The sequence below is a fragment of the Streptomyces sp. KL109B genome, from assembly GCF_030766935.1.
Taxonomy (GTDB): domain Bacteria; phylum Actinomycetota; class Actinomycetes; order Streptomycetales; family Streptomycetaceae; genus Streptomyces.
Genome location: NZ_JASERL010000001.1, coordinates 1,059,072 through 1,071,875 on the forward strand (window position 1 = coordinate 1,059,072; position 12,804 = coordinate 1,071,875).

13 protein-coding genes are annotated in these 12,804 nt (G+C 70.7%); 4 read left to right on the plus strand and 9 right to left on the minus strand.

Annotated elements, in window-relative coordinates; genetic code table 11:
- Nucleotides 1-37: 37 nt before the first annotated feature.
- From RBJ65_RS05015 to RBJ65_RS05025, 3 genes are all read right to left on the minus strand, one after another.
- Nucleotides 38-907, minus strand: a complete 870-nt coding sequence (locus RBJ65_RS05015; protein WP_306323382.1) for an ABC transporter permease — start codon at nucleotides 905-907, stop codon at nucleotides 38-40.
- Nucleotides 904-1,662 (minus strand): ABC transporter ATP-binding protein, encoded by a 759-nt coding sequence (locus RBJ65_RS05020; protein ID WP_306323383.1) that lies wholly within the window; start codon nucleotides 1,660-1,662, stop codon nucleotides 904-906. Before RBJ65_RS05020 ends, RBJ65_RS05015 begins: the two co-directional genes overlap by 4 nt.
- Nucleotides 1,663-1,873: 211 nt before the next feature.
- The gene (locus RBJ65_RS05025) at nucleotides 1,874-2,293 is read right to left on the minus strand and encodes a Fur family transcriptional regulator (RefSeq protein WP_306323384.1); all 420 of its coding nucleotides are present in this window, start codon (nucleotides 2,291-2,293) and stop codon (nucleotides 1,874-1,876) included.
- Nucleotides 2,294-2,430: 137 nt separating this feature from the next.
- Between RBJ65_RS05025 and katG the strand changes: the two genes are divergently transcribed.
- Nucleotides 2,431-4,644 carry a catalase/peroxidase HPI gene (gene katG / locus RBJ65_RS05030; protein ID WP_306323385.1) on the plus strand — a complete coding sequence of 738 codons (2,214 nt, stop codon included), beginning with the start codon at nucleotides 2,431-2,433 and terminating at the stop codon, nucleotides 4,642-4,644.
- A gap of 76 nt (nucleotides 4,645-4,720) precedes the next feature.
- Here the strand turns inward: katG and RBJ65_RS05035 are convergent, their stop codons facing one another.
- Complete coding sequence (locus tag RBJ65_RS05035) at nucleotides 4,721-5,122, minus strand: cyclic nucleotide-binding/CBS domain-containing protein (protein WP_306323386.1); 402 nt, start codon at nucleotides 5,120-5,122, stop codon at nucleotides 4,721-4,723.
- 215 nt (nucleotides 5,123-5,337) lie between these two features.
- Nucleotides 5,338-6,138 (minus strand): histidinol-phosphatase, encoded by an 801-nt coding sequence (hisN, locus tag RBJ65_RS05040; RefSeq protein WP_306323387.1) that lies wholly within the window; start codon nucleotides 6,136-6,138, stop codon nucleotides 5,338-5,340.
- A 154-nt stretch (nucleotides 6,139-6,292) separates the two neighbouring features.
- On the opposite strand from hisN, the gene RBJ65_RS05045 reads away from it, so the two are divergent.
- Nucleotides 6,293-6,883, plus strand: a complete 591-nt coding sequence (locus RBJ65_RS05045; RefSeq protein WP_306323388.1) for a TetR/AcrR family transcriptional regulator — start codon at nucleotides 6,293-6,295, stop codon at nucleotides 6,881-6,883.
- A gap of 727 nt (nucleotides 6,884-7,610) precedes the next feature.
- Here RBJ65_RS05045 and RBJ65_RS05050 read toward each other — a convergent pair.
- The 4 genes from RBJ65_RS05050 to RBJ65_RS05065 form a co-directional block, all read right to left on the minus strand.
- Nucleotides 7,611-7,934 carry a multidrug efflux SMR transporter gene (locus tag RBJ65_RS05050; RefSeq protein WP_306323389.1) on the minus strand — a complete coding sequence of 108 codons (324 nt, stop codon included), beginning with the start codon at nucleotides 7,932-7,934 and terminating at the stop codon, nucleotides 7,611-7,613.
- Nucleotides 7,935-8,036: 102 nt separating this feature from the next.
- A complete protein-coding gene (gene rsgA / locus RBJ65_RS05055; RefSeq protein ID WP_306323390.1) occupies nucleotides 8,037-9,047 on the minus strand; it encodes a ribosome small subunit-dependent GTPase A in 1,011 nt (336 codons plus the stop codon).
- A 12-nt stretch (nucleotides 9,048-9,059) separates the two neighbouring features.
- Nucleotides 9,060-10,424: a 3-phosphoshikimate 1-carboxyvinyltransferase gene (gene aroA / locus RBJ65_RS05060; protein ID WP_306323391.1), complete on the minus strand. Its 1,365-nt coding sequence runs from the start codon at nucleotides 10,422-10,424 to the stop codon at nucleotides 9,060-9,062.
- Nucleotides 10,425-10,460: 36 nt separating this feature from the next.
- Nucleotides 10,461-11,162 (minus strand): M50 family metallopeptidase, encoded by a 702-nt coding sequence (locus RBJ65_RS05065; protein WP_306323392.1) that lies wholly within the window; start codon nucleotides 11,160-11,162, stop codon nucleotides 10,461-10,463.
- A 72-nt stretch (nucleotides 11,163-11,234) separates the two neighbouring features.
- On the opposite strand from RBJ65_RS05065, the gene RBJ65_RS05070 reads away from it, so the two are divergent.
- The gene (locus RBJ65_RS05070; protein WP_306323393.1) at nucleotides 11,235-12,050 is read left to right on the plus strand and encodes an SOS response-associated peptidase; all 816 of its coding nucleotides are present in this window, start codon (nucleotides 11,235-11,237) and stop codon (nucleotides 12,048-12,050) included.
- Between the two features lie 97 nt (nucleotides 12,051-12,147).
- Entirely contained in the window at nucleotides 12,148-12,783 is a 636-nt protein-coding gene (locus RBJ65_RS05075; protein WP_306323394.1) for an alpha/beta family hydrolase, read from the plus strand.
- Nucleotides 12,784-12,804: the final 21 nt, after the last annotated feature.

A 12,804-nucleotide genomic window follows, 5' to 3' on the forward strand; every position in this document is an offset into this window, starting at 1 on the left:
GGAGTCTCCGTACGAAGAGGGGTCCCTACAGCGGGGTTCAGGACTGGCCGCGGCCGCGGTCGCGCGGGGCCCACGGGGTGAGGAACCGGCCCGCGAGGCGCACCAGTTCGGAGAAGAGGACACCCAGGGCGGCGACGCAGACGATGCCGACGAACATGACGTCGTTCTGGAAGAGGGCGCGGGCGTCGAAGATGAGGTGGCCGAGGCCGTCGTTCGCGGCGATCTGCTCCGAGGCGACGATGACCAGGACCGCGACGCCTGCCGCGATGCGCGCGCCGACCAGGACCGCGGGCAGCGAGGCGGGCAGCAGGACGTGGCGGAACATCTGCCAGGGGGAGGCGCCGAAGACCTGGCCGGCGTCCCGGTGGCCGGTGGGGACGGCGATGACCGCCGCCATCGTCGAGATCCACACGAAGAAGAAGACCGTCGCCGCGACGAGCGCGATCTGCGGGCCCTCGCCGAGTCCGAACATGTTCAGGAAGATCGGCAGGAGGGCGAGCTTCGGGACTACGTAGAGGGCGTCGAGTAGGGGTTCGAGGGCCGCGCGGACCAGGGAGATCGAGCCCATGAGGAGGCCGAGGAGGTAGCCCGACACCGTGCCGATGACATAGCCGGCGAGGACGCGCTTCAGGGTGGCCCAGACGTCCGGCCACAGTTCGCCGTCGGCGGCGCGCTGCCAGCCGTCGGCGAGGATCGTGGACGGGGCCGGGTAGACGCGCGCGTCGATCCAGGACTGCGAGGCCGCGAGCTGCCAGAGCAGGATCAGGACCACGGGGACCGCGATCGCGAGGGAGAGTTCGAGGGCGCGGCGTTTGCGGCGTGCGCGGGTGGGGTGGAGTTCACCGGGTCCTGGGGCGCGGACCAGGAGGTCGTTCTCCGTCGCCTTGGTGGGGGTGAGCGCGCTCATGCCGGGACCGCCTCCTGCTGCACCTCGCCGCGCAACAGGTCCCACAACTCGCCCTTCAGGGACGAGAATTCGGGGGTGTCGCGGATCTCGCCGGTGCGCGGGCGCTCGAACGGGGGCCTGCGCTCGGCGATCACGCGGCCCGGCCGTGCGGACATCACGAGGACGCGGTCGCCGAGGACGATGGCCTCCTCCAGGCTGTGCGTGATGAAGAGCGTGGTGGTGTTCGTCGTCTGGGTGAGCTCCAGGAGCTCGTCCTGGAGGATGGTGCGGAGCTGGGCGTCGAGGGCCGCGAAGGGCTCGTCCATGAGGAGGACCTCGGGCTCGACCGCCAACGCGCGGGCGATCGCGACGCGTTGGCGCATGCCGCCGGAGAGAGCGGAGGGGTAGGCGTCGGCGAAGTCCGCCAGACCCATGCGGGCGAGCCAGTCGCGGGCCCGGGTGTTCGCCTCCTTGCGCGGCGTCTTCTGGATGTCGAGTCCGAAGCGGACGTTGGCCAGGACCGTCTTCCAGTCGTAGATCCCGTAGTCCTGGAAGATCATCGCTGCGGGGCGCCGGCTCGTCGTACGGATCTCCAGGGTGCCGGTGGAGGGGCGGGTGAGGCCCGCGGCTATCCGGAGCAGGGTGGACTTCCCGCAGCCCGAGGGGCCGACCACGCAGACGAACTCGCCGGGCGTGACCGTCAGGTCGAGGGGGCCGAGGGCGTGGGTCGTGCCGAACGTCCTGGTGAGTGTGCGGGCTTGGAGCTTGGGGTGCATGGGCCCTCCGGGGTGCGGCGGATTCTCGTGGGCGGTGGCGAGAATATGACGACCCGTCAGATTGCGGAAGGGGGTGCGTGGTTGACACATGCATGGCGCGGCCCGTGGTCGCGCGACAAAGCCACGCGACAAAGTCACGCGACAAAGCCCCGCGCGACAAAAAGGCCCGCACCTCGCGGTGCGGGCCTTGCGGAGCGAAGGGGGGCGGCGGCTACGCCTTGGCGGAGCAGTTTGGGCACAGCCCCCGGTACGTGACCTCGACCTCCGAGATCGTGAAGCCGAAGCGCTCCGACGAGGGGAGGGCCGTCAAGGGGTTGCCCTCCGGGTGCACGTCGCGGATCTGGCCGCACACGTCGCAGACCAGGTGCTGGTGCGGGCGGTGCGCGTTCGGGTCGTACCGCTTGGCGCGCTTGTCCGTCGCGACCTCGATGACCTCGCCGAGCGACACCATCTCGCCCAGCGTGTTGTAGACGGTGGCCCGTGAGATCTCGGGGAGCCTCGCCGTCGCGCGTGCGTGTACTTCGTCGGCGGTGAGATGGACGTGGTCCCCATCGAGTACCTCGGCTACGACGCGCCGCTGTGCGGTCATCCGCCAGCCGCGCCCGCGCAGCCGTTCCAACAGGTCACTCATAAGGACCAGCCTAACAGTCAGGGGACCTTGGCCCCGATTCGATGTGACTTTGGAGCTTTCCTTGACTTAGACATTGTCCATTGTAGGATCAGGAACGGCTATAGCCAAGCGACAGGACCACTCGGGAAGGGCGCCCAATGTCCGAGAATCAGCAAGAATTCGTCACGGACCCCAATGCGGAGGCGGGCGGCTGCCCGGTCGGGCACGGTCGCGCCGCGCACCCGACGCAGGGTGGCGGAAACCGCCAGTGGTGGCCCGAGAGCCTCAATCTGAAGATCCTTGCGAAGAACCCGGCCGTGGCGAACCCGCTGGGTGAGGAGTTCGACTACGCCGAGGCGTTCAACTCCCTGGACCTCCCGGCCGTGAAGCGCGACATCGCCGAGGTCCTGACCACCTCCAAGGACTGGTGGCCGGCCGACTTCGGGCACTACGGCCCGCTGATGATCCGGATGGCCTGGCACTCCGCCGGTACGTACCGGATCAGCGACGGCCGCGGTGGCGCGGGAGCGGGCCAGCAGCGCTTCGCCCCGCTCAACAGCTGGCCGGACAACGGGAACCTGGACAAGGCCCGCCGCCTGCTGTGGCCCGTGAAGAAGAAGTACGGCCAGAACATCTCCTGGGCCGACCTGCTGATCCTCACCGGCAATGTCGCCCTGGAGACCATGGGCTTCGAGACCTTCGGCTTCGCCGGCGGCCGCGCGGACGTGTGGGAGCCGGACGAGGACGTCTACTGGGGCCCCGAGCAGATCTGGCTCGACGACAAGCGCTACACGGGCGACCGTGACCTTGAGGACCCGCTCGGCGCGGTCCAGATGGGCCTCATCTACGTCAACCCGGAGGGTCCCAACGGGAACCCGGACCCGATCGCCGCGGCCCGCGACATCCGTGAGACCTTCCGCCGCATGGCGATGAACGACGAGGAGACCGTCGCCCTCATCGCCGGTGGCCACACCTTCGGCAAGACGCACGGCGCGGGCGACGCGGACCTCGTCGGCGCCGAGCCCGAGGGCGCCCCGATGGAGCAGATGGGCCTCGGCTGGAAGTCCGGCCACGGCAAGGGCAAGGGCCGCGACTCCATCACCTCCGGCCTCGAGGTCACCTGGACCGAGACGCCCACCCAGTGGAGCAACTACTTCTTCAAGAACCTCTTCGAGTACGAGTACGAGCTCACGCAGTCCCCGGCCGGCGCCAACCAGTGGGTGGCGAAGAACGCCGAGGCGATCATCCCGGACCCCGAGGACCCGTCGCAGAAGCGTCTGCCGACGATGCTCACCACGGACCTCTCGCTGAAGCTCGACCCGGTCTACGAGCCGATCTCGCGGCGCTTCTACGAGAATCCCGAGGAATTCGCGGACGCGTTCGCCCGCGCCTGGTACAAGCTGACGCACCGTGACCTGGGCCCGGTCGTCCGCTACCTCGGCCCGGAGGTTCCCTCCGAGGTACTGCTCTGGCAGGACCCGCTGCCGGAGCGCGAGGGCGAGCTCATCGACGCCTCCGACGTCGCGGCGCTCAAGGAGCAGGTCCTCGCCTCGGACCTCACGGTCCCGCAGCTGGTCTCCGCGGCCTGGGCCTCGGCCTCCTCCTTCCGCGGCGGCGACAAGCGCGGCGGTGCCAACGGCGCCCGTATCCGCCTCGAGCCGCAGCGCGGCTGGGAGGTCAACGACCCGGAGAGCCTCGCGCAGGTGCTCCGCGTACTTGAGGGCATCCAGGAGTCGTTCAACGCCAAGGGCGGCAAGAAGGTCTCCCTGGCCGACCTGATCGTGCTCGCGGGCTCCGCGGCCGTCGAGCAGGCCGCCAAGGACGGCGGCGTCCAGGTCGAGGTGCCGTTCACGGCGGGCCGCGTCGACGCCTCGCAGGAGCAGACGGACGTCGAGTCCTTCTCCGCCCTGGAGCCGAAGGCCGACGGCTTCCGCAACTACGTGGGCAAGGGCAACCGCCTCCCGGCGGAGTTCCTGCTCACCGACAAGGCGAACCTGCTGACCCTGAGCGCGCCCGAGATGACCGTCCTCGTCGGGGGCTTGCGCGTCATCGGGATCAACGCGGGCGGGTCGAAGCACGGCGTCCTGACCGACCGTCCGGGCGTCCTGAGCAACGACTTCTTCGTCAACATCACCGACATCGACACCCAGTGGAAGTCGACGACGAAGGCGCAGGACGAGTTCCAGGGCACCGACGCCTCGGGCCAGGTCAAGTGGACCGGCACCCGCGCCGACCTGGTCTTCGGCGCCAACTCCGAGCTGCGTGCGCTCGCCGAGGTGTACGCGAGCGACGACGCCAAGGAGAAGTTCGTGAAGGACTTCGCCGCGGCGTGGAGCAAGGTCATGGACCTGGACCGGTTCGACGTGCGCTGAGCGCGGACGACCGCTGAGTGAGTGAAGAGGGCCGGTTCCCTTCGGGGAGCCGGCCCTCTTCGTCGTATCCAAGCGGCTATGCCGGGAGGGGTGCGTGGTCCCGGCGGGCCGGGGCCCAGCAGCGGATGATGTCGCGGACGGAGACGATGCCGACCGGCTCCTGCCCTTCGAGCACGATCAGGTGCCGGAAGCCGCCGTGCGCCATGGCGGCCGCGCCCTCCTCCACGGTCCACGACGGGGCCGCGAAGACGACGTCCGTGGTGGTGTGCGTACCAGCGGTCTCGAAGTCCGGATTCTGGTTCTGGCCGAGGGAGTTGAGGATGTCGCGTTCGGTCAGGATGCCGATGCCGGAGCCGTCCGGGTCGAGGACGACGGCGGCGCCGACGCGGCGTACGGACATCAGCCGGGCCGCCTGGCGCAGGGTGTGGTTGGGGCCGATGGTGAGGACCATCGTGCTCATGGCGTCACGGACGAGCATGGATGGAGCCACCTTCCTGTGTGAGGTACTTGTGGCACCGGGCTCGTGCCGGGCGAGAAGCCGAACGAGAAACGGTTCACAAGTTCACAAGTGGGGGGACTCTCAGAGTTGCAGGTAAAGAGAGCGTCAACAAGGGGGCGCGGGAGGCGAGTTCGGGCGCGCGGGTGGCTCAACTCGCGGCGCGCCGCGGGCTCGGGCCGGAGCGCGCCGGTGGCTCAGACCGAGGCGCGCAGGTAGCTCAGCAACTGGTCGTGGAGCAGGCCGTTCGAGGCCGCCGCGTTGCCGCTGTGCGGGCCGGGGGTCCCGTCGAGGCCGGTGTACATGCCGCCCGCCTCGCTCACGATGACTGCCGGGGCCGCCATGTCCCACAGGGAGAGCTCCGGTTCGGCACACAGGTCGACCGAGCCCTCGGCGACCATCATGTACGGCCAGAAGTCGCCGTAGCCGCGCGTGCGCCACACGGCGCGCGTCAGGTCGAGGAACCCGTCGAGCCTGCCCTGCTCCTCCCAGCCGGTCAGCGAGGAGTACGCGAAGGAGGCGTCCTCGAGACGGTTCACCTTGGAGACGTGGATCCGCGAGGCGGAGGTGAGGCTGCGGCCCGTGTACGCGCCCGCGCCCTTCGCGGCCCACCAACGGCGGTTGAGGGCAGGGGCGGAGACGACGCCGACGACCGGCTGGTAGCCGCCCTCGCCCGCCTCCATGAGGGAGATCAGCGTCGCCCAGACCGGGACGCCGCGCACGTAGTTCTTGGTCCCGTCGATCGGATCGATGACCCAGCGGCGCGGGCCGGTGCCCTGTATCCCGTACTCCTCGCCCAGGATCGCGTCGCGCGGCCGGGCCCGTTGGAGGTTGCCGCGGATCAATTCCTCGGCGGCCTTGTCGGCCTCGCTCACCGGGGTCATGTCCGGCTTGGTCTCCACCTTCAGGTCGAGGGCCTTGAACCGGTCCATCGTCGCGGCGTCGGCGACGTCGGCGAGGACGTGGGCGAGGCGCAGATCATCTTGGTAGTCGGGCATGAGTGAACAGTATCGATCGTGGTACGCCGACTGCTACAGGCACTGGTCCGGCGGCGGGCCCGGTGGGGTCGGTGCAGGCCCTTGACAGTGCGTACGAGCGCGTCAACTCTGGCCACACAGGCCTTTACGGACCCGGCGGACCGGGGAGGCGACGATGCCTGCAGCGCGGGAATCCCTATTGGACGCGGCCTACACGGCGCTCGCGCGGCGACCGTGGGGCGGCGTGCGGATGGTGGACGTGGCGGCGGTCGCCGGGGTCTCCCGGCAGACCCTCTACAACGAGTTCGGCAGCAAGGAAGGGCTTGCGCGGGCGTTGGTGCGGCGGGAGGCCGACGCGTATCTCGCGGGGGTCGACCGGGCGTTGAAGGAGGGCGGGCTCGACGCGGTCGCCGAGTGGACGGTGGCGAGTGCGCGGCGCAATCCGTTGGTACGGGCGGCGCTTACGGGGTGTTGGAGCGAGCGGCTGCCGTCGCCGACGTTGTCCGCCGTGCCGTCCTCGTCCTCCGTGCCGGCGCAGCGGAGGGCGGATGGGCCGTTGCCGGGGCCAGGGGATTTTGTGGCGGCCGTACGGGATCGGAGTGTGGCCGCGCTCGGGGTGCCGGGGGTGGCGAAGAGTGAGGCGGAGGGGTTGGTGCGGGATTGTGAGGTGGCGGTGCGGTTGGCGTTGTCGTGTGTGATGGCTCCGCCGGGGGAGGGGGGTACGGGGAGGCTTGTGCGGGAGGTGTTGGGGCGGGGGCGTGGTTGATCGCCGGGTGCTGTGGTTGGCGTCGTGTGTCCCGGTGGCCCGCACCGGTGTTTTGGGGCCGTGCCGTGGTCGGCGCCGGGTTCCATGTGTGCGCTGCGCCGGGGTTTTGTGCCTGTGCCGGGGGGTGCCTGCGGTGATGTGTGCGCTGCGCCGGGGTTTTCTGCCTGTGCCGGGGGTGGCGCCCGCAGTGGCGTGTGCGCCGCACCGGGGGCCGCCTTGCCCACCCTGCCGCCCTTGGCGGCAGATTGCCCAAGGCGGTGGGGGTTGGCCGCAGTGGGTGGGGAGCCGTGGTTGGTGGCGGAGGGTTGCCCAAGGCGAGTGCGGTTGGCCGCAGTGGGTGGGGAGCCGGAGTTGGCGGAGGGGATACCCAGGGTGGTGGCGGGCTGGCGTCACGGGTGGGGGCCAAGGTTGGTGGCGGGCTGGCGTGGTGGGTGGGGAGCCGGGGGTGGTGGAGGGGTGCCCGAGGCGGGGCGGGTTCGGCCGCAGTGGGTGGGGAGTCGTGGCGTAAGGGAGTGGTGGCCCGTCGGGCCGACCCCCTGGAGGGGCGGGTGGGTGGGAGATGGGCGGGTGCCAGGTGGGGGAGCGGCGAGGTGGGGGAGTCGGGGACATCAAGCCCCGCCGTCGGACGATAGCCCGCGGGGTCCGGGGCGGAGCCCCGTGGCGTGGTGCCCGGTGGCGTGAGGTCGGTGGACCGGTGGGTGGAGACCCGTGGCGTGGGAGCCGTGGGTCAGTGGGCGGAGCCGGAGAGTTGGAGGCCGATGACGCCCGCGATGACGAGGCTGATGGAGACGACCTTGAGGACCGAGACGACGTCGCCGAGGAAGATCATGCCGTAGATGGCCGTGCCGGCGGCGCCGATGCCCGTCCACACCGCGTACGCGGGACCGACGTCCAGCTTCTTCAGGGACAGGGTCAGCAGGCCGAAGCTGCCCAGGGCGAACGCGGCGAACGCGACCGTCGGCCACAGCCGCGTAAAGCCGTGCGAGAGCTTGAGACAGACGGCGAAGCCCGTCTCCAGGATTCCCGCGACGATGACCAGCAGCCACGCCATGTCCTTGTGCCTCCCGCGTTCCACTGATCTTCGACGATCTTGCGTCCGGCTTGGTGCGATTATGCCTTTACCAGGGCGCGGCGGCAGCAAACAGAGCCGAGGTCAGTCGCCCTCGCGGCGTTCCCGTGTCGCCAGGAGGCGGCGCAGCGAGTACAGGCGGGCCGGGTCGGCGTGCCCCTCCGCGACGTACGAGTCGAGCGCGCAGTCCGGCTCGTCGTGGCTGCACGCGCGCGGGCAGTTCTCCGTGCCGGGCTCCAGGTCCGGGAAGGCGTGGATGACGCGCGACGGGTCCACGTGGTGCAGGCCGAAGGAGCGCACGCCGGGCGTGTCGATGACCCAGCCCGCGTCCCCGGAGAGGGGCAGGGCGAGCGCTGAGGTCGTGGTGTGGCGGCCGCGGCCGGTGACCGCGTTCACGTGCCCCACCGTGCGCCGCTGGTCGTCCGGGACCAGCGCGTTGACCAGCGTCGTCTTTCCGACACCGGAGTGCCCGACGAACGCAGTGACCTTGCCGTCGAGCTGCTCGCGCACCCGCTCCACGGCCGAGCCGTCCTCCAGCTCCTCGCGGCTGGTGACGACGTAGGGGATGTCCAGGTCGCCGTACAGGTCGAGGAGTTTGGAGGCCGGTGCCAGGTCGGACTTGGTCAGGACGAGGAGTGGGGCGAGGCCGCCGTCGAACGCCGCCACCAGACAGCGGTCGATCATGCGTGGGCGCGGCTCGGGGTCGGCGAGCGCGGTCACGATGGCGAGCTGGTCGGCGTTGGCGACGACCACCCGCTCGTACGGGTCGTCGTCGTCCGCCGTGCGGCGCAACACGGAGCTGCGGCTCTCGATGCGGACGATGCGCGCGAGGGTGTCCTTCTTGCCGGACAGGTCGCCGACGACCGAGACCCGGTCGCCGACGACGGCCGCCTTGCGGCCCAGCTCGCGGGCCTTCATGGCCGTCACAGGGATGTCGTCGATGAGGACGGTGAGGCGGCCGCGGTCGACGGTGAGGACCATGCCCTCGGCCGCGTCCTCGTGCTTGGGACGGATGTTGGTCCGCGGCCGGTTGCCCTTGCGGTTCGGGCGCTGGCGGATGTCGTCCTCGTCGGTGTGCTTGCCGTAGCGGCGCATCGCGTTACGTCCCTACGGCCTGTCCGCCCCGGCCATCTCGGTCCCGAGCATCGCGGCCCACATCTCCGGGAAGTCCGGCAGCGTCTTCGCCGTCGTCGCCACGTTCTCGATCTGTACGTCCTTCACCGCGAGGCCGATGATCGCGCCCGCGGTGGCCATGCGGTGGTCGTCGTACGTGTGGAAGATCCCGCCGTGCAGCCGGCGCGGGCTGATGTGCAGGCCGTCGGCGGTCTCCGTGACGTCGCCGCCCAGCTCGTTGATCTCCTTGGTGAGCGCGGCGAGCCGGTCCGTCTCGTGCAGCCGCAGATGGGCGACGCCGCGCAGCGTGGAGGGGGAGTCGGCGAGGGCGGCGACGGCGGCGATGCCGGGGGTCAGCTCCCCGACCTCGCTCAGGTCGACGTCGATGCCGTGGACCGAGCCGGAGCCGGTGAACTCGAGTCCGCGCTCGGTCAGTTCGCAGCTGCCGCCCATCCGCGTGAAGATGTCGCGCAGCGCGTCGCCGGGCTGCGTGGTGCGCTCCGGCCAGTCCGGGATGGTGACCTTGCCGCCGGTGACCAGGGCCGCAGCCAGGAACGGCTGGGCGTTCGAGAGGTCCGGCTCGATGGTGATGTCGCGGCCGAGGAGGGCGCCCGGTGTGACCCGCCACACGTTCGGCTCGCCGCCCGACTCCGGGGTGTCGACCTGGGCGCCGACCTCGCGCAGCATGTCGACCGTCATGCGGATGTGCGGCATGGAGGGCAGCGCCGAGCCGGTGTGCCGTACCTCGACGCCCTGGTTGAAGCGCGGCCCGGAGAGGAGCAGGGCGCTCACGAACTGGGAGGACGACGAGGCGTCGATCTCGACCGGGCCGCCCTCCAAGGCGCCGCCGCCGTGCACCGTCAGCGGGAGCGCGCCCCGCCCCTCGTCGTCGATGCGGGCGCCGAGCGCGCGCAGCGCGTCGATCACGCCGTGCAGCGGACGCTCGTACGAACGGGGGTCGCCGTCGAAGCGGATCTCCCCGTCGGCGAGCGTGGCGACCGGCGGCAGGAAGCGCATCACGGTGCCCGCGTTGCCGACGTCGACCGTGGCCGGGCCCTGGAGCCCGGACGGGATGACCCGCCACGCCTCACCGGAGCCGTCGGGACCCCCCGCGACGGAGGAGCTCGAAGACACCGTCTCCTCGATGCCCACGCCGAGCGCGCGCAGCGCACCCGCCATCAGCAGGGTGTCGCGGGAGCGCAGCGGGCGGCGCAGCCAGCCCGGCTCGGCGGCGAGCGAGGCAAGGACGAGCGCCCGGTTGGTGACGGATTTGGAGCCCGGCACCTGAACAGTCGCGTCGACGGCTCCGCCAGCGACGGGGGCGGGCCAGAGGGCGGTGTGGGCCGGGTTCGTGGTCATGCCCCAACTCTAGTAGGCCCACGCGAACCCACCTGCTCACAGCCCCAGCAGCCAGCGACCCCCGCCCAGCAGTGAGCACAGTGAGACGGCGTGGAAGAAAAACAGCCACATGCCCGCGGGGACGTGCGTGAGGCGCGAGAGCTGGTCGGCGTCCGAGTCGCCCGCTCCACCCCTGCGACGCTTGCGCTGCAGCTCGAACGCGGGCCGTACGCCGCCCAGCAGCAGGAACCAGACCACGGTGTACGCGAACGCCGCCTGCACCTGCGGCCCCGCGAGCCAGGACACGAGCACGAACGCGCCGCCCGTGACGACCACGGTCAGTACCCCGTACGCGTTCCTGATCATCACGAGCATCGCCACGAGCAGCGCCGTGGCCAGCCACAGCAGCAGCGTGATGTGCCCGTCGGAGAGCAGCGCGGCGCCGCCGAGGCCGAGCAGCGGCGGCGCCGTGTACCCGGCCGCAGCGGTCAGCACCATGCCGAGCCCGCTCGGCTTGCCCCGGCTGACGGTGAGGCCGCTGGTGTCCGAGTGCAGCCGGATGCCGTCGAGCCTGCGGCCCATGAGCAGCGCGACCAGTCCGTGGCCGCCCTCGTGCGCGATGGTGATGGCGTTGCGGGTCAGCCGCCAGACGTTGTGCGGGAGGATCGCGGCGAGTGCGACGACGCCGGTGGCGAAGGTCACCCACTGGTCGGGGTCGGACTGGGTCCCGAAGATCCGGTCCCAGAGGCTGGCGTCCATGTGGTTAGGCTGCTCCCGTTCGAGTTCGGTTTCGGGTTCGGCGGCGGGTCGGCATCTGGCACTGTGGCACGTATGTGCGGACGGTATGCATCGAGTCGTAGGCCCGAGGATCTCGCAGGAATCTTTGAGATCGAGAAGTGGGAGCCGGAGGAGGCCTATGAGGCCGACTTCAACGTGGCTCCTACTAAGGAGGTCTACGCGGTGCTGGACCGCCCTGTTAAGGACGCCGACGACCCCCGTCCGGTTCGCCAGTTGCGCAAGCTCAAGTGGGGCCTGGTGCCGTCGTGGTCCAAGACCCCGGAGGGCGGCGCCCGCATGATCAACGCGCGGGCCGAGACCGTACACGAGAAGCCCTCGTACCGGCGGGCCTTCTCCACGCGGCGCTGCATCCTGCCCGCCGACGGCTATTACGAGTGGGTGACCGCGGCCGGTGAGCGCGACCTGGAGGTCGAGGGCAAGAAGAAGCGGCCGCGAAAGCAGCCGTACTTCGTGACGCCGGCGGACGGGTCGGTGTTCGCGATGGCGGGGCTGTACGAGTTCTGGCGGGACCGGACGTTGCCGGACGAGCATCCGCTGGCGTGGTGGGTGACGTGCTCCGTGATCACTACGGAGGCGGAGACGGCGCCGCTGGGGGTGGCTCCGGCGGAGGGGCCTAGGTCGCTCGCCGACATTCATCCGCGGATGCCGTTGATGCTGACGCCGGAGCGGTGGGACGACTGGCTCGACCCGGGCCGTACCGATGTCGAGGATCTTCGTACGCTCCTTGTCCCTCCTCCGGAGGGGCTGATGCGGGCGTATCCCGTGTCGACGGCGGTGAGCAATGTGCGCAACAACGGGCCGGAGTTGTTGAAGGAGTTGGAGGGGCCGGAGGAGGGGACGCTCTTCTGAACCGTGTGCGGTGAGCCGTGGTTGGCGACTCGGGGCTCTGCCCCGGACCCCGCGCCTCAATCGCCGGCGGGGCTTGATTTCGGTGCACCATGACTCCGTGACACGTAGCGAGATCGTTTCCACGGAAGTCGGCGATGCCCGGATCACCTGGCACGTCGCCGAGCAGGCAAAGCTGGTGCTGGCCGTGAGTCATGGGGCCGGCGGCGGGATCGAGGCACGCGACCTCCAGGCCCTCGCCGCCGCCCTCCCCGCCCACGGCGTGAGCGTCGCGCTCGTCGAGCAGCCGTGGCGGGTGGCCGGGAAGAAGTTGGCGCCCGCGCCGAAGACGCTCGACAAGGGGTGGCGGGGGATCTGGCCCGCGCTGGAGAAGCCGGGGCTGCCGGTGGTCGCCGGAGGGCGGAGCGCCGGCGCGCGCGTCGCCTGCCGTACCGCCGGTGAACTCGGCGCCGCCGCCGTGCTCGCGCTCAGTTTCCCGCTGCACCCGCCGGGCAAGCCGGAGAAGTCGCGGGCCGATGAGTTGCTCGGGGCGGGGGTGCCGACACTCGTCGTGCAGGGCGGCAACGACCCGTTCGGCAAGCCCGCCGAGTTCCCGGAGGGCAGCGCGTACGAACTCACCGAAGTCCCCTACGGGGACCACGGCTTCGCCGTTCCGAAGCGGGCGGACCTCACCCAGGACGAGGCACTGGCCGTCATCACCGACGCCGTCACGAAGTGGACCCGGTCACTCGTCTAGCGGCCGGGAATGTTGAGAGCG